Here is a 22,839-nt window from a genome sequence, read left to right on the forward strand (position 1 = left end):
GTCAGGAGCGGAAACTCGCATGTCAGGACAGCTGCGTTTCGAGATCCTCGGGCCTCAGCGGGCCTGGTACGCCGACCGGGAGATCGACCTCGGTCCCGGCAAGCAGCGCGCGGTGCTCGCCGTACTGCTGCTCTCCGCCGGCCGCTCGGTCTCCACCGGGCAGATCGTCGAGGCGGTCTGGCCGGAGGACCCGCCCGCCAACGGCCCGAACGTGGTGCAGAAGTACGTGGCCGGGCTGCGCCGGGTGCTGGAACCGGACCGGTCGCCGCGTACGCCGGGACAGGTGCTCAGCCTCACCGACGCCGGCTACCTGCTCCGGGTCAGCCCCGAGGCGGTGGACGCGGTCCGCTTCGAGCGGGGGGTGCACCGCGCCCGACAACGCCGCGCGGAGGGCCGTGCCACCGACGCGGTGACCGAGCTGGCCGCAGCCCTGGCCCTGTGGCAGGGGGAACCGTTCGCCGGCTTCACCGGGCCGGTCTTCGAGGCGGCCCGGCAGCGGTTGGTGGAGCTGCGGGCCGTGGCGCTGGAGACCCGGGCCGAGCTGATGGTGGACCTCGGGCGGCACCGCGAGATGGCCGGGGAGCTGGTGGAGCTGGTGGCCGAGTTCCCGGTTCGGGAACGGCTACGGCACCAGCTCATGCTGGCGCTCTACCGCAGTGGGCGGCAGGCGGAGGCACTCGCCGCGTACCGGGAATTCGCGGACCTGCTCCGCGAGGAGTACGGCATCGAGCCGGGTGAGGCTCTCCGCGTGCTGCACGGGCGGATACTGCGCGCCGACCCGACACTGGTGGTGGAAAAGCCGGCGAACGAGCCGGAGTCACCCCTGCCCGCGACCGCGGGATCCGTCGCGGTGGTGCCGGCCCAGGAGCGGGCAGCCGAGCCAGGCCACCCAGCCGACCCGGTCTCCGCCGTTCCGCCGCCCGCTCCGCCGCCGGCCGTGTTCCCGCCGCCGGCCGCGTTCCCGCCGATGCCGCGGGACGAGTACCCGGTGCGCGGCACCCCACCCCGGCGGGCGCGGCGGTGGGTCAGCGTCAGCACGGCGATCGTCGCCGCGCTGATCGGGGTGCTCTCCTTCGGCCTGCTCACGTGGCTGGTGGTGCTGGTCTACGCGGTGTGGCGCCGGAGCTGGCGACACGGGCTCGCCGCCCTCGGCTACCTGTCGGTGATGGTCGCGTTCATCGGCGTGGTCGGCTCCGGTGACTCGGACGACGTGACCGCCGTCGACGTCGTCGCGATCATCACCTGGCTGCTCACCTGGCTGCTCGGCGTCCTGCACACGCTCCTGCTCAACGGTGCGATCTGGTCAGCGATCACCGGCCGGGGCGCGGCGCCGGCCGGGGCGGTCGCCGACGAGCGCCGGGTCCGCCGTGAGCAGGCCCGCTACCTGCTGTACCACTACCCGGCGGCGCGGCATGAGTTGCGCATCGGCCGGCCCGACCTGCCCCGTACCTTCGACGACGGGGGCCTGGTGGACGTCAACGCGGTCCCCGAGACGACGATCGCCGAGCTGCCCGGGATCACCGCCGAGCAGGCCCGGCAGGTGGTGGTGGACCGCTGGCTGCGTGGCCCGTTCGGTTCGATGGAGGACCTGGCCGCTCGCTGTCTGCTCCCGCTGCTGCTCACCGACTCCCTCCGCGACCACCTCGTCTTCCTTGCCCCGACGCCGGGCCCGACGACCGTGCTCCCGCAGCAGACCGCCGCCCACCCGCAGCAGACCAGCCCTCCGCCCCAGCAGACCAGCTCTCCGCCGCAACAGGCCGGAGGGGATGTCCGCCCCAGCTGGTAGAAATGCCGGATGGGCGACGAACGGGCGGCGGTACGGGAGCGGGCCGAGGCGGTGCTGCGCCGGCTGGCCGGTGAGCACGCCCGACTGCGCGAGGATCAGTGGCGGGCCATCGAGGCGTTGGTCGTCGACCGGCGACGGGTGCTCTGCGTGCAGCGCACCGGTTGGGGCAAATCAGCCGTCTACTTCGTGGCCACCGCCCTGCTGCGCGACAGCGGGCAGACCGACCAGGCCGGCCCCACCGTCATCGTGTCGCCGCTGCTGGCGCTCATGCGCAACCAGGTGGAGGCCGCCGCGCGGGCCGGCATCCGGGCTCGCACGATCAACTCGGCGAACCTCGACGAGTGGGACGAGATCACCGCCGAGATCCAGGCCGGCGCGGTGGACGTGCTGCTGATCAGCCCGGAGCGGCTCAACAACCCGGACTTCCGCGACGGCGTGCTGCCGAAGCTGGCCGCGACCACCGGGCTGCTGGTGGTCGACGAGGCGCACTGCGTCTCCGACTGGGGGCACGACTTCCGACCGGACTACCGGCGGCTGCGCACGTTCCTCGCCAACCTGCCCGAGCGCACGCCCGTGCTGGCCACCACCGCCACCGCCAACGCCCGGGTCACCCAGGACGTGGCCGAGCAGTTGGGCGACGCGCTCGTCCTGCGCGGCACGCTGGACCGCGAGTCGCTGCGCCTCGGCGTCCTCGACCTGCCCAGCCCGGCGCACCGGCTGGCCTGGCTCGCCGACCACCTGGACGAGCTGCCCGGGTCCGGCATCGTCTACACGCTGACCGTCGCGGCAGCGGGGGAGACGGCCGAGTTCCTGCGGTCGCGGGGCTATCCGGTCGCCTCGTACTCGGGGCAGACCGACGACGCCGACCGGCGGGCCGCCGAGCAGGACCTGCTCGACAACAAGATCAAGGCGCTGGTCGCGACCAGCGCGCTCGGCATGGGCTTCGACAAGCCCGACCTGGGCTTCGTCGTCCACCTCGGCGCACCACCCTCGCCGATCGCGTACTACCAGCAGGTCGGCCGGGCCGGCCGCGCCGTCGAGCACGCCGAGGTGCTGCTGCTGCCCGGTGTCGAGGACGCCGCGATCTGGCGCTACTTCGCCTCGCTGGCGTTCCCGCCGGAGCAGCAGGTCCGCGCCGTGCTGGCCGCCCTGCACACCGACCGTCCGCTCTCCACCCAGGCCCTCGAACCCCTCGTCGACCTGCGCCGGGCCCGCCTGGAGCTGATGCTCAAGGTGCTCGACGTGGACGGCGCGGTCCGCCGGGTGCGCGGTGGCTGGCTCGCCACCGGCGAGCCCTGGGTCTACGACGAGGCCCGGTTGCGCCGCGTCGCCGAGGCGCGCACCGTCGAGCAACAGGCCATGCGGGAGTACGCGTCGACGTCCGACTGCCGGATGCGGTATCTACGCGAACGCCTCGACGACACCGCCGCGACCGACTGCGGCCGGTGCGACAGGTGCGCCGACCCGCTCTTCGCCGCCGACGTGTCGACGGCAGCGCTCGCCGCCGCGCAGACCTTCCTCGGTCGCCCCGGCGTGGAGATCGCCCCGAAGAAGCTCTGGCCGACCGGGCTGGACGCGGTGGGCGTACCCCTGAAGGGCCGGATCGCCCCCGCGGAGCAGGCGCTGCCCGGCCGTGCGGTCGGGCGCCTCTCCGACCTGGGCTGGGGTGGCCGGCTGCGGGAGCTGGTGGGCCCGGAGGCGCCCGACGTGCCGGTGCCCGACGACGTCGCCGGCGCGGTGGTCGAGGTGCTGAAGGCGTGGGCGCACGGCGACGATCCGTGGCCCCGCCGCCCGGTCGGCGTGGTCGCGGTGGGCTCCCGCCGGCGGCCCCGGCTGGTCGGCTCGCTGGCCGAGCGGATCGCCGCCGTGGGCCGGCTGCCGCTGCTCGGCGCGGTCACCCCGACCGGCCCGGACGGCCCCGGCGGGCCGCGCGGCAACAGCGCCCAGCGGGTACGCGCGCTGCACGACGCCTTCACCGTGCCGGCCGACCTGGCCGACGCGCTGGCCGCGCTGGAGGGGCCGGTGCTGCTCGTCGACGACCTGGTCGACTCGGGTTGGACGATGACGATGGTGACCCGCGCGCTGCGGCGGGCCGGTGCTCCCGACGTGCTCCCGCTCGCTCTGGCCGTGGCCGGCTGAGCCGCCGTTCGCGATCGCGGAGGTCGGTGGGCGGCTGCGGGGCGGAAAGTTCCCGGGCCGCGCGGATTGCGACGGTCGCCACGCCGCCCCGGCGTCGGTCAGGGCTGGCCGGGCGCGGCGGTACGGTGGCCGCATGACCGATCAGCAGCCCGTCACCCGCGCGTACGCCGTGACCGGCATGACCTGCGCGCACTGCGTGCGTGCGGTCACCGACGAGCTGTCGGCGCTGCCCGGTGTGCGGCAGGTCCAGGTCGACCTGGCCTCCGGCACCGCGACGGTGACCAGCGACAGCCCGCTGCCCGACGAGTCGGTGCGGGCGGCCGTCGACGAGGCCGGCTACGTGCTGGACGCTGGCGGTGCCTGAGCAGGCCGCCACCGTGCCGGACCGGAGCACGGTCCGGCTGGCGCTGGTGGTCGGCGGGCTGGTGCTCGCCGTGCTGCTCGGGTTCGGCCTCGGTCGCATGAACGGCACCACCACCACCGGCGGCAGCAGCGCTGCGGCACTGACCGCCGACCACACCCACCCGCCGGGCACCGGGGCCCACGACCACGGGTCCGTGACGGGCGCCGACCAGGGCGCTGCCGCCGACCCCGGCGGTCTGTCGGTCAGCTCGGCCGGATACACGCTCGTCCCCCTGGCCACCGAGTTTCCGGCCGGCCGCCCCGGGCAGTTCCGTTTTCAGGTACGCGACGTGCAACGCCGCCCGGTCACCCGGTTCGCCGTCGTGCACGACAAGCCGATGCACCTCATCGTGGTCCGTCGGGACCTGACGGGCTACCAGCATCTGCACCCGACCATGGCGGCGGACGGCACCTGGACGGTGCCGGTGACCCTCGCGCAGCCCGGCGTCTGGCGGGCGTACGCCGACTTCACGGTGGTCGCCGACAACGGCGGCCAGAGCGCGTTGACCCTCGGGGTGGACCTGGTCGTGCCGGGCACGTACGAGCCGCGTGCCCTGCCCGGCCCGGCGACCTCGACGACGGTGGACGGGTTCAGCGTCGCCTACCAGGGCAGCCCGCAGGCCGGTGTCACGGTGCCGCTGACCTTCCGGATCGACGGCGCGGACGGTGACGCGGTGCTGGAGCGCTACCTCGGGGCGTACGGCCACCTGGTGGCGCTGCGCGAGGGCGACCTGGGCTACCTGCACGTGCACCCCGAACCGGAGCTGGCCGACGGCCAGGTGAAGTTCTGGCTGACCACCCCGGGCCCGGGCCGCTATCGCCTCTACCTCGACTTCCAGGTAGCCAACAAGGTCCACACCGCCGAGTTCACCCTGACGGTCCCCTGACCCCCGGCCTCCCGCCCGCCCCCCGGGGCCCCCCGTTGATCATGAAGTTATTGCCACTCGCGTCGGTGTGTCGCGGCAATAACTTCATGATCGACGCGCGGAGGGGGTGGGAGGTGGGGGTGGGGGTGGGGGGTTAGCCGGCTCGGCGGGTGGGGCGGCGGGCCAGGTAGCGGAGGAGGTCGCGGATGTGGTGCTTTTCCTCGGCTGGGACGGTGGGATCGGCCAGGCGGTCGAGGATGGCCCGGACGTCGGCCTCGACCGGGCCGTCATCGCTGCGGCGCCGGGGCACCGAGCCCGCGTCGGGCAGCCCGAGCGCCCGGAACGCGGCAGCCACCGGCAGATCCAGCGCGGCGCAGAAGCCGCGTACCTTGGCCAACTCGGGGTAATCCTGCCAGTCACCGGCGAGCCAGCGGAACACTGTGGAACGGCCCACGCCCGTGTGCGAGGCAAGATCAGTCACGGTCCATCCGCGCTCGTTGCGAGCGTCGTCGATGGCGCGCCGGACGAAGCGGGCGAACGCCATCTGCGGTGACACGTCTGCGGAACCCATTCCGGTATGTCTTTCCCCCCGGCCGAGCACTGGGAAGATGTGCCTCCCGAGCGTAGTACGCCGGGAACCGGAAACCACTGACTGACCGCACAAACTGTCCCACCGATGAGACTCCAACTCGGGCAGTATTCGTACCGGCACCCAGCGATCATCGTCGTTCTTCCACTAAGCTCGGTGCCCGTCCCGGCACGGCGCACGCGCGCGTGCCGCCGATCGCCCGGACCACCGCCGAGGAGCACCATGGCCGAATCGAGCCGTCCGCTGCCGTACCAGCCCGGTGCGGTGAGCCTCTTCTTCGTCGCCAAGGCCGGCGTCTTCGCCGCCGGGTTCTGGATCTGGTTGCTGGTCCTGGTGCTGCGCACCAGCACGGCGACCGGCGCCCACGTGCTGGCCGCCACCGGCGCGATCACCACCACGCTGGTCGCAGTGGTGCTGGGCGCCCGGGTGGCGCTGCAACGCAACGCGGCCATCCGGCACGCCGAGACGAAGAAGCTGCTCGTCGACATCTCCTGGAACGCGTTCACGGCCGCCGGCAATGCCGAGAGCTCGGGAAAGGTGGTGCCCTTCCCGAGCAGCGCCGGTGAGGACGACCACCCGACCCTGCGCCACGGCGGGGACCGGGTGTCGGTCTTCGACCGCTCCGGCGTCCGGGACCGGGGCAACAACGGCGACCGCCGACGCTGAAACCGAGTCCACGGCGACGGCCGAGGCCGGCCGGCGGTGACCGCGTACCGCCGGCCAGCGGTTGGGCTCCTAGACGGCGGGCGGCTCGTCGGCGGCGAGCAGGGTCTCCAGCCGGGGTGTGACCCGCCACTGGTCGACGAGTTCGCGGTACTCCGCCTGTCGGGGGTCGGCGGTGCCGCTACGGCGGGCTCGGATCAGCAGGTTGCGGGGCGTGTGCTGGGAGTCGACGAACTCCACCACCTCGGCCCGGTACCCGTGCACCCGCAGCAGCCCCGCGCGCAGCGCATCGGTGAGCACGTCGGCGAAGCGTTCGCGCAGGATGCCCTGCCGGGTCAACAGCTCGTACGGCGCCGGGGTGGGCTGGGCGCGTAGCTGCTTGGCCAGGTCGTGGTGACAGCACGGCGCGGCGAGCACCCAGCGGGCCTCCCAGCGCACCGCGCGGGCCAGCGCCTCGTCGGTGGCGGTGTCGCAGGCGTGCAGCGCCAGCACCAGATCCGGGGTGGGGTCGACAACGGCCTCGGCGATCGTGCCCGCGACGAAGCTGACCTTGTCGGCCCAGCCCAGTCGCTGCGCCAACTCGGTGTTGCGCCGCCGCTGGTCCTCCCGGACGTCCACGCCGATCAGCTCGACGTCGAGCCCGCGACTGGCGAGGTAGCGGTACGCGGCGAAGGTCAGGTAGGCGTTGCCGCAGCCCAGGTCGACCACCCGCAGCGGGCCGGTCAGATCGGCGGGCAGGGTCGCGGCCAGAGCGCGCAGGAACGCGTCGACCTGGCGGCGCTTGGCCGCCGAGCCGCCGATCTCCGCGAAGATCGGGTCGCCCGGATCGAGCAGGTATTCCTTGGCTCGGTCGTTACCACTCGGCGTCGCCGCCGGTCGGGTCGTCGCGGCCCGGTGCACCTGCGCCTCACCGGACTTGGTCACCCGCAGTTGGAGGGTCGCGTCGGCCGTCTCCACGTGCCAGTTGCCGAAAGGCTCGGCCAGGAGTTCGTCGACCGCCACGGCGGCCTCAGGACCGGGGGCGACGTTGCGGGTGTGTGGGCGCGCGCCGTCGGAGGTGGCGATCTGCAACCGCGGGCCGGCCTTGAGCGTCACCGGACGCAGCTCGGCCCGCACGACCGTGGGTCGGTGTCCGCGGCGACGCCCGGCGGCGACCGCCCGGGTCAGCGCGGGGTCGAGCAGCAGTGCACGAACCTCGGTCAGGGCGGCATCCAGTGGTTCCGGCATCGTTCCATTTTCGGCAGGTGGGGTGGGAAGGCGACATCCCCCGTACCGCGCTGAGGCGGTGCGGGGGATGTCGGGTGAATCTCGCTGCGTCAGTCCGCGGTCGCCTCGGCCGGCGTACCCGCGCCGGAACCGCCACCACGGCTGCGCCGGCGGCGGCGCGGCTTCGACGCCTCGCCCTCGGCGCCGGCGGAGGCCGGCTCGGCCGGTGCCGCGTCGGCCGAGATCACCGCGGTCGGCTCGCCCGCGACCGTCTCGCCAGCGCGGCGGCGACGCCGGCGGCGCGGGGTGCGGCTGGCGTCGTCGCCGGCGGCGTCCGTGGGTGCCTCGGCGGCCGGCGTGCCGGCGTCGGTGCGGTCCCGGCGGCCGTCGCCACGGCCACGGCGCTCACCCCGGCCGTCGCCGCGGCTCTCACCGCGTCGAGGGCCCCGACCGCCGCTGTCGCCCCGGCGGGAGCGGGTCGTCCCGCCCAGATCCTCTTCGATCTCGGCGGACAGCCCGGCCCGGGTGCGCTCGGCAGTGGGCAGGGTGCCGCTGACCTCGGTGGAGATGTGCAGGTCGGTGTAGAGGTGCGGCGACGTGTGGTACGTCTCCGGCGGCTCCGGCATCTCCAGACCGAGGGTCTTGTCGATGATCCGCCAGCGCGGCATGTCGTCCCAGTCGACGAAGGTCACCGCGACGCCGGTCGCCCCGGCCCGGCCGGTACGACCGATCCGGTGGGTGTAGGTGTCCTGGTCTTCCGGGCAGTCGTAGTTGATCACGTGGGTGACGCCGGTGACGTCGAGCCCGCGCGCCGCCACGTCGGTGGCGACCAGGATGTCGATCTTGCCGGCGCGGAACGCCCGCAGCGCCCGCTCACGGGCGCCCTGACCGAGGTCACCGTGCACCGCGGCGACCGCGAACCCGCGGAAGTCGAGATCCTCGGCGACCCGGTCGGCGGCCCGCTTGGTGCGGGTGAAGATCATGGTCAGCCCGCGCCCCTCGGCCTGGAGGATGCGCGCCACCACCTCGACCTTGTTCATCGAGTGGGTGCGGTAGACCAGCTGCTGGGTCTGCGGCGACGGCCCGGTCTCGGCGGTGTGCCCGGCGTGGATCGTCATCGGCTGGCGCAGGAAACGCCGGGACAGGGTGACGATCGGGTCCGGCATGGTCGCCGAGAACAGCATCGTCTGCCGGTCCTCCGGAAGCATCGCCAGGATCTTCTCGACGTCGTCGAGGAAGCCCAGGTCGAGCATCCGGTCGGCCTCGTCGAGGACGAGCGCGTGCACCCGGTCCAGTCGGAGGTGCTTCTGCTTCTGCAGGTCCATCAGTCGGCCCGGGGTGCCGACCAGAATCTCGACGCCCTTGCGCAGCGCGTCGATCTGGGGCTCGTACGCCACGCCACCGTAGATCGGCAGCACCCGGACGCCGCGCGTCCGGCCGGCGGCGGCCAGATCCTTGGCGACCTGGATGCCCAGCTCACGGGTGGGGACGACGACCAGCGCCTGGGGGACGCCGTCGCTGCCCTCGTTCGGCGCGAAGACCCGCTCCAGCAGCGGTACGCCGAAGCCGAGGGTCTTGCCGGTGCCGGTGGGCGCCTGGCCGATCAGGTCGACGCCGCGCAGCGCGATCGGGATCGCGTACTCCTGGATGGCGAACGCGCGGGTGATGCCGGCCGCGGCCAGCGCCTCGACGGTCTCCTCGCGGGCGCCGAGGGCGGCAAAGGTGGGAGCCTCGGGTCGAACCGGGGCGGTGGGGGCCAGTTCCTGGCCGTCCATCAGATCTTGAGTCAGCTCGCTCATGTGGATGTGGGGGTGCCCTCTCGTGGGTGCGCCCCGTCTCGTCCTCAGGGCGCGTTCGGTATGACGCGGGCCACACGGTCGGCGGCAGAGTGCCGAGCCGGACCGGGCCGCACGCGCGCCGCGGGCTGAGCTTTCGATCAGATCGGCGCCCACGGCAACTGCTCCATGCTACCTGAACAGGCAAGCTCACGTCCCGATTCCCGGTCGGCCAGCCGGCACGCGGGGCCATCGAATGTGACCTGCGCCACACTTCCTCGGGCGCTCGTCCGTGCCCCGCACGGGCCACCCGGCGCCCGTCCCGCACGGTAGCCTGCGCTCGTGTCCGCGCCGACCACCCCCGGTCCCGCCGTCGCCGACCTGCTGGGCCTGGTCGCCTTCGGTGAGCTGCTCGCCTTCGAACGCATGGCCGGTGACGCGCGACTCGCCCCCGACCTGCACCGACGTGCCGCGCTCAGTCAGATGGCCGCGGCCGAGATCGGCAACTACCGCCGGCTCGCCGACCGGCTCACCGCGCTGGGTGTGCCGCCGGAGGAGGCGATGACGCCGTACGTGCAGCCGTTGCAGGCGTACCACGACTCCACCGAGCCGCGGGACTGGGCGGAGGTGGTCACCAAGGCGTACGTGGGCGACGCGATCACCGACGACTTCATCCGGGAGATCGCCGACGCGCTGGACGAGCCCGACCGGGCGCTGGTGCTGGACGTGTTGCACGACTCCCGGTACGCGGAGTTCGCCGTCGCCGAGATCCGGCTGGCCGTCGCCGCCGATCCCCGGGTGGCCGGTCGGCTCTCCATGTGGGCCCGGCGGCTGGTCGGCGAGGCGTTGTCCCAGGCCGGCCGCGTCGCCGCCGAACGGGCCGCACTCACCGCGCTGATCGCGCGGGGCGACCGGGTCGACGTGCCGGGGCTGTTCGGGAGGCTCACCGCCGCACACACCGCGCGGATGGCGGTCGCCGGACTGAACAACTGACCGCCACCCGTCGGGCGCGGAACCGGCCCGCGGCAGGTGGCCTGGAAACGCCTACCTGCCGCGACGGCCGGACCGGTCAGCGAACGGTGAAACCGACCGCTCGGGGGGACGCCTCGGCGATCTCGACGTAGGCGACCTTCTCGACCGGAACGATGACCCGCCGGCCCTTCTCGTCGGTCAGGGAGAGCGTGCCGCCGTTGCCGGCGAAGGCGTCGGTCACGATCTGCTCGATCTCGGCCGGCGACTGCGCGCTGTCCAGAACCAGCTCGCGCGGCGCGTACTGCACGCCGATCTTGACCTCCACTGTGCCTCCTCAACTGGGGCGATAACCGCCCTGCGAAGGCTATCCGATCACGGGGTCGGCGGTCAGGCTGACTCACCTTGCAGCGGGAAGCTCGCGATGCCCCGCCAGGACAACGCCGCCACCAGAGCCTCGGCCTCCGCCTTCGGCACCTGCCGGCCACCGGCCAGCCAGAACTGCGCGGCGGTCTCCGCCGCGCCGACCAGCCCGGAGGCGAGCAACTCGGCGTGCGACCGGCTTACGCCGGTGTCCGAGATGATCGTGTCGGTGATCGCCGCGATGCAGCCCTGCTCGACCCGCTCCACCCGCTGCCGCACCGCCGGGTCGTTGCGCAGGTCCGACTCGAAGACGAGGCGGAACGCCTCGCTCTCGTGATCGACGAAGTCGAAGTACGCGCGCACCGACGCGCTGACCCGCTCCTTGTTGTCGCTGGTGCCGCGCATCGCCTCGTGCACCTGAGCGACGATGGCGTCACAGTGCGTGTCTAGCAGGGCCAGGTAGAGGTCCATCTTTCCCGGGAAGTGTTGGTAGAGCACCGGCTTGGAAACCCCGGCCCGCTCGGCGATGTCGTCCATCGCCGCGGCGTGGTAGCCCTGCGCGACGAATACCTCCTGCGCCGCCGCGAGCAGCTGCTTACGGCGCGCGGAGCGGGGCAGGCGGGTGGGCCTGCCAGCAGTCTGTGCGCCGTTCCCCACAGCGGTCATGGGATCCTCCGAGTTCTCCGTACGGGCCGGCATTTTCCCCCCAGACCGGGGCGGCCCTCGACCGCGTCGTGGAAATGGCCCGCCGCTGTAACTTATCGCCACTCTCCCCACACGGTAGCCTCAGCGAGGGCGACCAAGGAGCGCGCGGTGAGTGAAACAGGGCAACCCGGAGCCGCCACCCCGGGAGAGCACGGTGACGGAACGGGTCAGCACGACGACCCGGGCCGCTCCGGCAGCGGGTGGGCGCCCTCGACGGGCGGGTGGTCCCCGTCTGTCGAGCGCGAGGTGGCCGGGGAGCAGGCACCACCGTGGCAGCGACCCCCCGCGTCCGGTTGGCGCGCCTCCTCCACCAGGCACGGCGATCTGCCCGCGCCTCTGCCCGGACTGACCGGTGACTCCGAGCGACCGGCCCGGGTCAACGGCCACCACGCCAACGGTGTCCACCACGACGAGGCCGAGATCAACAGCGACAGCGACAGCAGCGGCGACAGCGAGATCAACGGCGTCCGCCACGGCGATACGGAGATCAACGGCGTCGCGCACCTCAACGGTGGGGCCTCGTCGGGCCGCCAGACGCCGGTGAGCGCGCCGCCCGGGCGGACCGCCGAGGACCGGCCCGACGTGGGCGGGGGCCGGCTGGTGGTGCCCGCCCAGCGTCCCGCGCCGGCCGCGGAGCCGGGGGCGGGGGAGGCCGACACCGGCCCGCCCCGGCACTCCACCACCGACCCTGCCGCGCCGCGCAGCGTCCGCTGGGCCGACCCCGGTCTGCCCAGCACGGCGCCAGCCGCCATCCAGGTGCCGCCCGTCGGCACGGCGGCCTCGGGTTTCGAGGTTCCGCCCGGTCTCCGCGCGCCCACCGGCGAACGGCCGGCCGTCGACGATCAACCGGCCGTTTCCCGCGGTTGGCAGGTCCCGCCCGCAGCCGAGGCATCGGCCGAGTCGGGGCGTGCCGCCGGGCGCGGCGACGACCCCGAGCCGGAGCGCCCCACCGGAGACACGCACCGAGCGGGTGAGTCTCCCTCCATCGAGCCGGACTGGTCCGGGCCCAGCTGGAACCGCCCGAGCTGGGGCAGTGGGTGGGCGCCGCCCTGGTCCCGCCAGGACGGCGAGCCGGCCGGCCGACCGGCGCGGGACGAGTCCACGCCGGGCTGGGTCGCCGAGCCCCACCTGCCGTACGAGCCGGTGCGCGCCGAGCCGACCCGTCCGTACGAGCCGGTGCCCGCCGAGCCGCCCCGCGCGTACGACGTCACCCGGGACGCCCCCCAGGCCGAGGCGGACGCCGACCGCCGCACGCCCACGCGCCCGTCCTGGGCCGGTGAACGTCCGGCCGCGATTCCGACCAGCGTGCCTCCGGACGTTTCCCGGCCCGAGCCGGCCGAGCGGCCCTCCTGGGCCGGTGGGCCGACGCCCGAGCCGACCGGCGGGCTCCCCGCGGCCCGCCCGTCCTGGGCCGCGCCGGCCCCGGTCAGCGCGGCGGCCGACCCGTCGCCTCGCGCGGGCGGCACGGACCCCACCCCGACCAGCGGCCCGCCCGTTCCCCCACGCACTGCGCCGCCCGCCGCCGAGCGCCCCTCCTGGGCCGGCGCCCCCACCCCGACCAGCGGTCCGCCGGCTGTTGAGCGCCCCTCCCGGGCCGGCGGCCCCGCCCCCACCAGCGGTCCGCCGGCCGTTGAGCGCCCCTCCTGGGCTGGGGGGTCTCCCCCCACGAGTGGTCCGCCGGCCGTTGAGCGTCCGTCGTGGACCGGAGGGTCCGCGTCGGGCGGTGCCGCTCGCGCCGAGCCGACCAGTGGCCCGCCGGCCGCTGACCACCCCTCCTGGGCTGGCGGCTCGGACCCGACGCCGGCCAGCGCCCCGCCGTCGCGCCCGTCCTGGGCCGGCCCGGCGTCGGCCCTCCCGCCGCCGCCCCGCCCCTCCTGGGCTGGTGGCCCGGACCCGACGCCGACCAGCGTCCCGCCGTCGCGCCCGTCCTGGCCTGGCGATCCGACGCCCGGCGGCACTTCGGCGAGTACGCGCCCGTCCTGGGCGGGCCCGGCACCTGTCGATCCGCCCGCGCCGGTCGATCCGCCGCCGGTGCCCGCCGGCCCACCGCCGACGTTGACCGATGCGCCGCCACCGGCGGCACCCGTCCGTCCGGTGGCCGAGCGGCCCTCGTGGGCCGGTGGATCGCCGACACCCGTGGCGGCCGAGCGACCCGACTGGTCCGAGGGCCGCATCCCGGCAGCTCCGGCCGAGCGTCCCTCCTGGCCGGCTACCCGGCCGGCGACCTCTCCCCGGGCGAGCGACGCGGGTGAGTCGACCGGCCCGGTCCGGCCGACCGGACCGTTCCGGCTCCGACCAGCGACCCCCGAGCCGCCCGAGCCGTCGCCCGCCGAGCCGACTGCTGCCGCCCCGACGGCGAGCGGTCCTCCCCTCGCCGGTCCCCCGCCTCCCTCGGCCAGTGCCGGTCCGGCCGCCGCCAGCGGCCCCGGGCGTCACGACCGGCCGTCACCCGCGTCCTCCCCTCCCTACGCGGCTCGCCGATCCGCCCCCGACCCGGCGTCGCCGGTCGAGCCCGCCGACGGTGGGCGACGGCCCGACACGTCGGCGGTGCTGCCGCAGCGCGTCCCCGCGGAACCGGACGTGCCCGTTGTGCCGGAGCCGCCAGCCGTGGAGCCACCCGCCGAAACCCCAGAACTCGCGCGCATCGCCACCCACCTGCGCCGCGACGACGAGCCCGCTCCGTTGCGGGAGCGTCCCGAGGGGTTCGACGTCAACGCCATCCTGGACGCGGTACGGGAGGTGGCCGGCGTTCGGGACGCCGCCCTGCGCCGTACGCCGGCCGGCGCGCACAGTCTCCGGCTGGACCTGGCCGACGGTGCCGATCCGGCCGAGGTGAGTCGACAGGTGGCCCGGCTGCTCCAGGAACGGATGGGGCTGGCCGCCGCCCCGCAGAACGTGCCCGGCCTGCCCACCACGCCAGCCCCGCCGGTCCGCCGTCGCGCTGCCGAGCCGCGATCCGCCGACCCGCGCCCCGCCGAGCGACGAGCTGCCGAGACGCGTCCCGTCGAACCGCGATCTGTCGAGGCGCGGCCTGCCGAGCCGCGCGACACCGGCGCGGAACCGCGGACCGCCGAGGCGCCCTCGATCGCTCGGTCGTCGGGCGGTCGGGTCGAGGCCACGCCGGCGGGCCCGGAGCAGTGGGCCGGGCCGGACGCCGCGCGTCGACGGCGGGCGGGCGCCCCGCACCGGGGCCGCGCCACCGTCGAGGAACCCGGCTCGGTCTCGGCCGCGCCCACTGGCGGAGCCACCGGCAGCCCGGCGACGGTCGGTACGTCGTACTCCGGCGGTCAGGTGACCACGACGGAGTCGGCGCCCTCTCGGCCTCTGGACACCGGCGGCGTGCCGGGGCCGCGTGTGGTCATCGACCACGTGCAGGTCAGCACCTTCGGCCTGGACGCCAACGTGGAGGTGCGGCTGCTGGCCGGCGACGACAACGCGGCCGGGTACGCGACCGGGCCGGCGGTCGACGGTTACGTGCTGCGCCTCTGCGCGGTGGCCGCAGCCGCCGCCGTGGACGAGTTGCTGCGCGGCGCCGAGAACGCCGAGCGTGGCCGCTGCTTCGTCGAGCACGCGGCGGTGGTGCCGTTCGGCAACTGCGAGGTGGCCACGGTGGTGGTGCTGCTGGTCTGCGAGGGCTGGGTCGAGCAGCTCGCCGGCTCGGCCCTGGTGGCCGGCGATCCGCGACAGGCGGTGGTCCGGGCGACGCTGGCGGCGGTCAATCGTCGGCTGGAGGCGCTGCTGTCCTGAGTGGTCCGAGGCAGACTGGGAGGATGAAGCGCGCCTCCCTCTGGCCGGACCACCTCCTCCCCGAGGTCGGTGTGCCGCCGCCGTGGCCGGGCCGGGAGGTCCGCCTCGACGGCGTCGTCACCTATGTGCGGGACACTCCGGCGACGACCGTCGACGCGGAGCCGGCGCTGTACGTGCACGGGCTGGGCGGCTCGTCGCAGAACTGGACCGACCTGGCCGGCCTGCTCGCCGACCGGCTGGACGGCCAGGCCATCGACCTGCCCGGGTTCGGCCGCAGCGAGCCGGGCCCGCGCTACACGATCCCGGCCTTCGCCGACCTGGTGATCCGGTGGATCGAGCACTCCGGTCGGGGGCCGGTGCACCTGTTCGGCAACTCGCTGGATGGCGCGGTCTCGGTGCAGGTGGCGGGGCTGCGGCCCGACCTGGTCCGCACCCTCACCCTGATCTCTCCGGCGCTGCCGTTTCTGGACTTCCGGCGGTCGTTGCAGGGCAGGATGCTGCCGGTGCTGGCCATTCCGCGCGGTGAACGGCTGGTCGCCCGGCGGCTCACCCAACTCGCGCCCGAGGTGATGGCCCAGCAGGTGTTGGAGGCGTGCGTCGCCGACCTCAGCCGCATCTGTGCGCAGCGCCGGGCCGAGGCGTTGGAGGAGATCCGGGTCCGGTACGAGGCGGAGCACTACGCGGCCGCGTACGTCCGGACGTTCCGGGGGCTGGTCTCCAGCTTCCTGCGGGCGTATCTGCCGGGGCCGGGCTCGCTGTGGCGGCTCGCCGGGGCGGTGCGCGCGCCGACGCTTGTGGTGGGCGGCCGGCAGGACCGGCTGGTCGACGTTCGCGTCGCGCCCCAGACCGCCCGGGTCATCCCGGACAGCCGCCTGCTGATGCTCGGCGGTGTCGGTCACGTGGCTCAGCTGGAGGTTCCCCGGCTGGTCGCCCGGGCGGTGGTCGGCCTGCTCGCCGAAACGGAGGAGGCCGCTCGGCCGTCCGATCTGGCAGGCTGACCGGGATGTTCAGGTCCGCTCGCCGCCGCCGTCGCCTCGCACTGATCGCCCAGCTGGTGGCGGTGGTGCTGGCTGTCGGCGCGGCGGTGACCGTGATCGCCGAGGGTCCGGGGGTGCCACCGGATCGGCTGACTGCCGACGAGATCGGGCCGCCGCTGGTGGCCGGGCCGCTGCCGCCGTCGGCGGCCGGGCCGCTGCCACCGTCGGCGGATCTGTCGCCGACCGCCACCGCCACCGCTGCGTCGCCGAGCCCGTCGCCGGTGCTGCGGTTGCCCGGTGCGGTGCCGACCGCGGGTTCCGGCCGGTTCAGCCACGACGACCACGCCGGCCCGGTGCTGGGCCGGGCGGGTGAGCTGCGCCGCTACCGGGTGGCGGTCGAGTCGGGCAGCAACGAGGACATCGCCGCGTTCGCGCAGGCCGTCCAGGTGGCGCTCGCCGGGCCGGGCAGTTGGGTCGACAGCGGCCGGCTGCGGTTGCAGCAGGTCCCGGGGGACGCTCCCCGGGACTTCACCGTCTACCTGGCGACCGCCCGTACGGCGGGCCGGATGTGCGCCGAGGGTGGCGTGGACATTCGGATCGGCGGGCGGCCGTACACCTCCTGCCGCGCGCCCGGCCAGGTGATCATCAATCTGGATCGGTGGCGGTTGTCGGTGCCGCACTACGTGTCGGCGGGCGTGCCGCTGGCGGTCTACCGGACGTACGTGGTCAACCACGAGGTGGGTCACCAGCTCGGGCACCGGCACGAGCGCTGCCCGGGCGCGGGGCGTCCGGCGCCGGTGATGATGCAGCAGACCCTCTTTCTCAACGGGTGTCGGGTCAACCCGTGGCCGTACGTCGACGGTCGGCGTTACGCCGGGCCGGCTCTCTGAGACAACCGGCCCCATGAGGGGTATTGCGGTAATAGAAGCTAAAAGCGGAGAATTGCCCGAATAATCTGGCAGGCTGGACGTCATGACGCCGTCGTCCCCTTACGGCCCGCCCGAGCCGCCCGACCGGTCCGCGTACGAGGATGCGCGTCCCACGGTCCTGCGGATGCGCCGCCGCCGCCGCCGCAGCCTGTTGCTCGGCCTGCTCGTGGCCGCCACCGCCACCGCAGTCGGCGTGACCGCGACGCGGGGCGACGAACCGACGGCCGACGTACCGCCCACCCCGACCCAGGGCGGAATGGGCCTGGGCGGCGGGGAGGCCCACCCGGTGCCCAGCGGCTACCCGTCGGTCGGCGCGGGACGCTTCACCGTCGCCGACGGGGGAACATCCGTGCACGGTACGGACGGACCGCTGCGCCGCTACCGGGTCGTGGTCGAACGGGGCAGCGGTCAGGACGCCGACGCGTTCGCCGCGCGGGTGGACGAGGTGCTGGCCGACCCGCGCAGCTGGATCGCCTCCGGTGAGCTGCGGGTGCAGCGGGTGGCCGACGTCGACGCCGCCGACTTCACCGTCTACCTCGCCACCCCGGTCACGTCGGAGCGGATGTGCGCCGAGGGCGGGTTGACCACCGAGCGCTACACCTCCTGCCGGCTGCCCGGCCAGGTCATCATCAACCTGGCCCGCTGGCAGGAGGCGGTGCCCGACTACGGGGCCCCGCTGGAGACGTACCGCACCTACGTCATCAACCACGAGGTCGGCCACGAGTTCGGCGAGCAGCACGAGGCATGCCCCGGCCCGGGGGAGCCCGCACCGGTGATGCAGCAGCAGACGTACGGGTTGCAGGGCTGCCTGGCCAACGCCTGGCCGTACCTCGACGGCCGTCGCTACGGCGGCGACATCGTCCCCTGAGCGACCGGCCGCCGGTTATTCCCCTCCCGCATCGCGGGCCACGTGTCCTCCCTCATGGCCGAGAGTGGCCCGGGCGAGCAACAATGGCGCGGTTCACACCGCCGATCCCGGGGAGTCCACCGTGTCGTTGCCCCCGCTCGTCGAGCCCGCCGCCGAGCTGACCGTTGACGAAATCCGCCGCTACTCGCGCCACCTGATCATCCCGGACGTCGGGGTGGCCGGGCAGAAGCGGCTGAAGAACGCCCGGGTGCTCTGTGTCGGCGCCGGTGGCCTCGGGTCGCCCGCCCTGCTCTACCTCGCCGCGGCGGGGGTCGGCACCCTCGGCATCATCGACTTCGACACCGTCGACGAGTCGAACCTCCAGCGCCAGGTCATCCACGGCGTGTCCGACGTCGGCCGTTCCAAGGCCGAGTCCGCCGCCGCGTCGATCCGCGAGATCAACCCGCTGGTCAACGTGGAGATCCACAACACCGCGTTGGACCGCGAGAACGTCCGCGAGATCTTCGCCCAGTACGACCTCATCGTCGACGGCACCGACAACTTCGCCACCCGGTACATGGTCAACGACGCGGCGGTGCTGCTCGGCAAGCCGTACGTCTGGGGCTCGATCTACCGCTTCGACGGCCAGGCGTCGGTGTTCTGGGCTGAGCACGGCCCCTGCTACCGGTGCCTCTACCCGGAGCCGCCGCCGCCCGGCATGGTCCCGTCCTGCGCCGAGGGAGGCGTGCTCGGCGTGCTCTGCGCGTCGATCGGCTCGATCCAGGTGAACGAGGCCATCAAGCTGCTCACCGGCATCGGTGAGCCGCTGGTCGGCCGCCTGATGGTCTACGACGCCCTGGAGATGGAGTATCGCAAGATCAAGGTTCGGAAGGACCCGAACTGCGTGCTCTGCGGCGAGAACCCGACCGTCACCGACCTGCTGGAAGACTACGAGGACTTCTGCGGCGCGGTCTCCGAGGAGGCCCAGGAGGCGACGCTCGACTCGACCATCACCGCCCTGGAGCTGAAGGAGTGGCAGGACGCCGGCAAGGACATCTTCCTCGTCGACGTGCGGGAGCCGGCCGAGTACGAGATCGTGCGGATCCCCGGCTCCACCCTCATCCCCAAGGGCGACATCATCTCTGGCGAGGCGCTGGCGAAGCTCCCGCAGGACAAGCAGATCGTGCTGCACTGCAAGTCCGGTGTCCGCTCGGCGGAGGCGCTCGCCGCGCTCAAGGCGGCCGGGTTCCGCGACGCCGTGCACGTGCAGGGCGGCGTGCTCTCCTGGATCAAGCAGATCGACCCGGCACTGCCCGCGTACTGACCGGCCCACCGGGGCGACGCCACGCGGCGCCGCCCCGGCGCGGTTCTACACACCGCGGCCGACGGCGGTAAATCGACGCAAGTGCCTCCGTACGGCGCTCCGGCCGGAGCGACGCAGCCATTTCCAGCTGGCCGATTCCCCGAGGCGGGATCGTGTCTGCGCAGGTAGCGTCACCGCCGTGGTCGACTTGGAAGCCGCGATCGGGTTCGTCGTGGCGCATGGGGACGCGGTGGAACGCGCCCGCCTCTCCTGGCTGCGCAACGGCACGCCGGTGCCGCCGGAGCTGTTGGAGACGGCCGAGATCGGCCAGTCGTCGGACGGCGGCTGGCCGGCGAGCTGGGGTGGCGAGGTCGCCTCGGTCGACGCCACCTGCTTCCGCCTCGCCGAGCTGGACGACCTGGGCGCGCTGGGCCGTCCCGCCGCCCGCCGGGCACTGGACTGGTTGGCGTCCCGGCAGCAGGCCGACGGCGGCTGGGACGAGGACCTCTCGCTGACCGGCTCGGCCCCGGAGTGGGCCCGCCCCGGCGATCCGGAGGCCAAACTCTTCCTCACCGCCAACGCCGGCTTCTGGCTGACCGTCGCCGGCCTGGACGCCCGCGCCTCGGGTCCGCTCGATCACCGGGTCGGCGGGGCGTACGCCGGTGTGGTGCAGGCGGCGGCCCAGTCGATCGTCGCGCGGTTGCGCCCGGACGGCAGTTGGCCGTCGTTCCTCGCGGCGGGCTGGCTGAGCGCCGCCGTGCTGCACCGTCAGGAGATGTTCCAGGAGTCGGCGCGGATCCAGGTGGTGCTCGCCGAACGGATGCCCACGATGTCGCCGGGCGACGTGGCCTGGCTGGGGGCCACGCTGCGCCGGGTCGGCATCGACCTGCACGACTGGATCATGGTGCGGGCCCTGCGGCGGCTCGCCGAGACCCAGCGCAGCGACGGGGGTTGGGAGAGCGACGACGGTCACCAGTTCGACGTGCACGCCACGCTGTCCGCGATCCGGGCCGCCCGACCGGCGGCGGCCGGAGCCGCCGCGCAGCCGGGCTGACATCGGCCCTAGCGCAGGTGCCCGTCCCCGGTGACGACGTACTTGGTGCTGGTCAGCTCGGGCAGGCCCATCGGGCCCCGGGCGTGCAGCTTCTGCGTCGAGATGCCGATCTCCGCCCCGAAGCCGAACTCGCCCCCGTCGGTGAACCGGGTCGAGGCGTTCACCATGACCGCCGCCGCGTCGACACGGGCGACGAAGTCGCGGGCCGCGCTCGCCGAGTCGGTGAGGATCGCCTCGGTGTGCCCGGTGCCGAAGCGGCGGATGTGCGCGACCGCCGCGTCCAGCGAGTCGACCACCGCGACCGAGATGTCGGCCGACAGGTACTCGGTGGCGAAGTCCTCCTCGGTCGCCGGGACCACGGCGGCGGAGTACGCGGTCACCTCGGGGGAGCCGTGCACGGTCACGCCGGCCTCGGCGAACGCGGCCAGCATCGGCGGCAGGAACGCGTCGGCGACGTCCGTGTGCACCAGCAGCGATTCGGCGGTGTTGCAGGTGGACAGGCGCTGCGTCTTGGCGTTCAGCGTGACCGCGACGGCCTTCGCCACGTCCGCGGCGGCGTCGACGTAGACGTGGCAGTTGCCCACCCCGGTCTCGATCACCGGCACCGTCGACTCCTCGACCACGGTGCGGATCAGCGACGCGCCGCCACGCGGGATGAGCACGTCGACCAGCCCTCGGGCGCGCATCAGCTCCTTGACCGAGTCGCGGGAGCTGGCGTCGAGCAGCTGCACCGCGTCGGCCGGCAGGCCGGCGTCGGCGATCGCGTCGCGCAGCACCGCGACCAGCGCGGCGTTGGAGTGCGCGGCCGAGGACGACCCGCGCAGCAGCGCCGCGTTGCCGGACTTGAGGCAGATCCCGGCGGCGTCCACGGTCACGTTCGGGCGTGCCTCGTAGATGATGCCGACCACCCCGAACGGCACCCGGATCTGGCGCAGCTCCAGGCCGTTGGGCAGCGTCGAGCCGCGGACCACCTCGCCGACCGGGTCGGGCAGCGCGGCCATCTGGCGCAGCGCGTCGGCTATGCCGGCCACCCGGCCCGCGTCGAGGGCGAGCCGGTCCAGCACGGCCGCGCTCAGCCCGGCCTCCCGGCCGGCCGCCAGGTCCGTCTCGTTCGCGGTCAGGATCTCCGGGGTACGCGCCACCAGCGCGTCGGCCATCGCCACCAGCGCGGCGTCCTTGACCGTACGGGTGGCCACGGCCAGGTCGGCGGCGGCGTCCCGCGCCCGTCGCGCCTGCTCGACGACGCTCATGCCGGCACTCCGCTTCGCTCCGTGCCGTCCTGAGGCACCGACGCCCTGAGCTGATGATTCATTCGCTGGCGCTCACTCATCGACTACTCCTCAGCTGGGCGGTTGGCTTACAGCAGTACGAGGTCGTCGCGGTGGACGACCTCCCGTTCGTACGCCGGGCCGAGCGCCGCGGCGAGTTCGGAGGTGGAGCGACCGAGCAGCCCGGGCAGTTCCACCGCGTCGTAGTTGACCAGGCCACGGGCGACCGGGGCGCCGGCGGTGTCGACCAGGTCCACCGGGTCGCCGGCGGTGAACGTGCCGTCCACGGCGGTGATGCCGGCGGGCAGCAGCGACTTGCGCCGCCCGACGACGGCGGCCACCGCGCCCGGGTCCAGGTGCAGCCGCCCTCGGGGCGAGGTGGCGTGGGCCAGCCAGAACAGCCGGGCCGTCGGGCGCTGCCGCTGCGGATGGAACAGCGTGCCGACGGGCTCGCCGGCCAGCGCCGACGTGGCTAGGTCGGCGGAGGTGAGCACCACGGGGATGCCGAAGCCGGTGGCGATCCGGGCCGCCTCGACCTTGGTCACCATGCCGCCGGTGCCGACCCCGGACCGGCCGGCGCCGCCGATGGTGATCCCGGCGAGGTCCTCGTCGCTGCGGACCTCCGGGATCCGGGTCGACTGCGGGCGGGCCGGGTCGCCCGTCCAGAGTGCGTCCACGTCGGAGAGGAGCACCAGCAGGTCGGCGTGCACCAGCGCGGCCACCAGGGCGGCCAGGCGGTCGTTGTCGCCGAACCGGATCTCCTCGGTGGCCACCGTGTCGTTCTCGTTGACGATCGGGACCGCGTGCAGGTCGAGCAGTTTGCGCAGCGTGCGGTACGCGTTGCGGTAGTGCGCCCGCCGGGTCACGTCGTCGACGGTGAGCAGCACCTGCCCGACGGTGCGGCCGTGCCGGGCGAAGCTGGCCGCGTACCGGCCGATCAGCAGGCCCTGGCCGACGCTGGCGGCGGCCTGCTGGGTGGCCAGGTCGCGCGGACGTCGGATCAGCCCGAGCGGGGCGAGGCCGGCGGCGATCGCGCCCGACGAGACCAGCACGACCTCGCGTCCCTCGGCGGCGAGTCGGCCCAGGGTGTCGACCAGCGCGTCGACCCGCTCGTCGGCCAGGCCGCCGGTGGCGGTGGTCAACGAGGAGGATCCGATCTTGACGACGACCCGTCGGGCGGCCGTGACTGCGTCGCGCACCCGCCCATTCTGCGTGGTCACGCCCGCGTCGCCCGGCGGCGTTCCCATATGG

At 74.2% G+C, this 22,839-nt stretch carries 18 protein-coding genes and 1 pseudogene; 12 read left to right on the forward strand and 7 right to left on the reverse strand.

The genetic code is table 11. The features are described 5' to 3' along the window. Nucleotides 1-19 precede the first annotated feature (19 nt). The 4 genes from ACFYPH_RS28030 (at nt 20) to ACFYPH_RS28045 (ending at nt 5,214) form a co-directional block, all read left to right on the forward strand. Entirely contained in the window at nt 20-1,786 is a 1,767-nt protein-coding gene (locus tag ACFYPH_RS28030) for a BTAD domain-containing putative transcriptional regulator (protein ID WP_387185965.1), read from the forward strand. A 9-nt stretch (nt 1,787-1,795) separates the two neighbouring features. Next, on the forward strand, nt 1,796-3,925 hold the full coding sequence (locus ACFYPH_RS28035; RefSeq protein ID WP_355067733.1) for a DEAD/DEAH box helicase: 2,130 nt from the start codon (nt 1,796-1,798) through the stop codon (nt 3,923-3,925). Nucleotides 3,926-4,058: 133 nt separating this feature from the next. Continuing rightward, complete coding sequence (locus tag ACFYPH_RS28040; RefSeq protein ID WP_354854407.1) at nt 4,059-4,289, forward strand: heavy metal-associated domain-containing protein; 231 nt, start codon at nt 4,059-4,061, stop codon at nt 4,287-4,289. Beyond that, nucleotides 4,282-5,214, forward strand: coding sequence for a hypothetical protein (locus ACFYPH_RS28045; protein ID WP_355067731.1), 933 nt, complete (start codon nt 4,282-4,284; stop codon nt 5,212-5,214). The genes ACFYPH_RS28040 and ACFYPH_RS28045 overlap by 8 nt, the downstream gene beginning before the upstream one ends. 133 nt (nt 5,215-5,347) lie before the next feature. Here the strand turns inward: ACFYPH_RS28045 and ACFYPH_RS28050 are convergent, their stop codons facing one another. Next, complete coding sequence (locus ACFYPH_RS28050) at nt 5,348-5,764, reverse strand: helix-turn-helix transcriptional regulator (protein ID WP_354854403.1); 417 nt, start codon at nt 5,762-5,764, stop codon at nt 5,348-5,350. Between the two features lie 240 nt (nt 5,765-6,004). On the opposite strand from ACFYPH_RS28050, the gene ACFYPH_RS28055 reads away from it, so the two are divergent. Continuing rightward, nucleotides 6,005-6,448, forward strand: a complete 444-nt coding sequence (locus ACFYPH_RS28055; protein ID WP_355067729.1) for a hypothetical protein — start codon at nt 6,005-6,007, stop codon at nt 6,446-6,448. Nucleotides 6,449-6,517: 69 nt separating this feature from the next. Here the strand turns inward: ACFYPH_RS28055 and ACFYPH_RS28060 are convergent, their stop codons facing one another. Both ACFYPH_RS28060 and ACFYPH_RS28065 read right to left on the reverse strand, forming a co-directional pair. Next, entirely contained in the window at nt 6,518-7,672 is a 1,155-nt protein-coding gene (locus tag ACFYPH_RS28060; RefSeq protein WP_387185971.1) for a class I SAM-dependent methyltransferase, read from the reverse strand. An 89-nt stretch (nt 7,673-7,761) separates the two neighbouring features. Continuing rightward, complete coding sequence (locus tag ACFYPH_RS28065; protein WP_387185973.1) at nt 7,762-9,450, reverse strand: DEAD/DEAH box helicase; 1,689 nt, start codon at nt 9,448-9,450, stop codon at nt 7,762-7,764. Nucleotides 9,451-9,768: 318 nt separating this feature from the next. Here ACFYPH_RS28065 and ACFYPH_RS28070 point away from each other — a divergent pair, with 318 nt between their 5' ends. Continuing rightward, nucleotides 9,769-10,419 (forward strand): ferritin-like fold-containing protein, encoded by a 651-nt coding sequence (locus tag ACFYPH_RS28070; RefSeq protein WP_387185976.1) that lies wholly within the window; start codon nt 9,769-9,771, stop codon nt 10,417-10,419. Between the two features lie 76 nt (nt 10,420-10,495). Here ACFYPH_RS28070 and ACFYPH_RS28075 read toward each other — a convergent pair whose 3' ends face one another. Continuing rightward, nucleotides 10,496-10,723 carry a DUF3107 domain-containing protein gene (locus tag ACFYPH_RS28075; protein WP_030329796.1) on the reverse strand — a complete coding sequence of 76 codons (228 nt, stop codon included), beginning with the start codon at nt 10,721-10,723 and terminating at the stop codon, nt 10,496-10,498. Between the two features lie 62 nt (nt 10,724-10,785). After that, nucleotides 10,786-11,424 (reverse strand): TetR/AcrR family transcriptional regulator, encoded by a 639-nt coding sequence (locus ACFYPH_RS28080; protein WP_039909051.1) that lies wholly within the window; start codon nt 11,422-11,424, stop codon nt 10,786-10,788. A gap of 1,998 nt (nt 11,425-13,422) precedes the next feature. Here ACFYPH_RS28080 and ACFYPH_RS28085 point away from each other — a divergent pair. From ACFYPH_RS28085 to ACFYPH_RS28110, 6 genes and pseudogenes are all read left to right on the forward strand, one after another. Next, a pseudogene (locus ACFYPH_RS28085) lies at nt 13,423-15,210 on the forward strand (hypothetical protein); the annotation flags it as partial. Nucleotides 15,211-15,233: 23 nt separating this feature from the next. After that, nucleotides 15,234-16,208: an alpha/beta fold hydrolase gene (locus ACFYPH_RS28090; protein WP_387185980.1), complete on the forward strand. Its 975-nt coding sequence runs from the start codon at nt 15,234-15,236 to the stop codon at nt 16,206-16,208. Nucleotides 16,209-16,213: 5 nt separating this feature from the next. Next, nucleotides 16,214-17,077, forward strand: coding sequence for a DUF3152 domain-containing protein (locus tag ACFYPH_RS28095; protein WP_387185983.1), 864 nt, complete (start codon nt 16,214-16,216; stop codon nt 17,075-17,077). Between the two features lie 82 nt (nt 17,078-17,159). Continuing rightward, on the forward strand, nt 17,160-17,984 hold the full coding sequence (locus ACFYPH_RS28100) for a DUF3152 domain-containing protein (RefSeq protein ID WP_355067719.1): 825 nt from the start codon (nt 17,160-17,162) through the stop codon (nt 17,982-17,984). A gap of 121 nt (nt 17,985-18,105) precedes the next feature. Continuing rightward, nucleotides 18,106-19,287 (forward strand): adenylyltransferase/sulfurtransferase MoeZ, encoded by a 1,182-nt coding sequence (moeZ, locus tag ACFYPH_RS28105; RefSeq protein WP_387185987.1) that lies wholly within the window; start codon nt 18,106-18,108, stop codon nt 19,285-19,287. Nucleotides 19,288-19,414: 127 nt separating this feature from the next. Next, nucleotides 19,415-20,320 carry a prenyltransferase/squalene oxidase repeat-containing protein gene (locus tag ACFYPH_RS28110; RefSeq protein ID WP_355067743.1) on the forward strand — a complete coding sequence of 302 codons (906 nt, stop codon included), beginning with the start codon at nt 19,415-19,417 and terminating at the stop codon, nt 20,318-20,320. Between the two features lie 8 nt (nt 20,321-20,328). On the opposite strand, the gene ACFYPH_RS28115 is transcribed toward ACFYPH_RS28110, so the two are convergent. Both ACFYPH_RS28115 and proB read right to left on the reverse strand, forming a co-directional pair. Then, nucleotides 20,329-21,570 carry a glutamate-5-semialdehyde dehydrogenase gene (locus ACFYPH_RS28115; protein ID WP_355135477.1) on the reverse strand — a complete coding sequence of 414 codons (1,242 nt, stop codon included), beginning with the start codon at nt 21,568-21,570 and terminating at the stop codon, nt 20,329-20,331. A gap of 107 nt (nt 21,571-21,677) precedes the next feature. After that, on the reverse strand, nt 21,678-22,835 hold the full coding sequence (proB, locus tag ACFYPH_RS28120; protein WP_354854383.1) for a glutamate 5-kinase: 1,158 nt from the start codon (nt 22,833-22,835) through the stop codon (nt 21,678-21,680). Nucleotides 22,836-22,839: the final 4 nt, after the last annotated feature.

This window comes from Micromonospora sp. NPDC005252, assembly GCF_042872475.1.
Taxonomy (GTDB): domain Bacteria; phylum Actinomycetota; class Actinomycetes; order Mycobacteriales; family Micromonosporaceae; genus Micromonospora.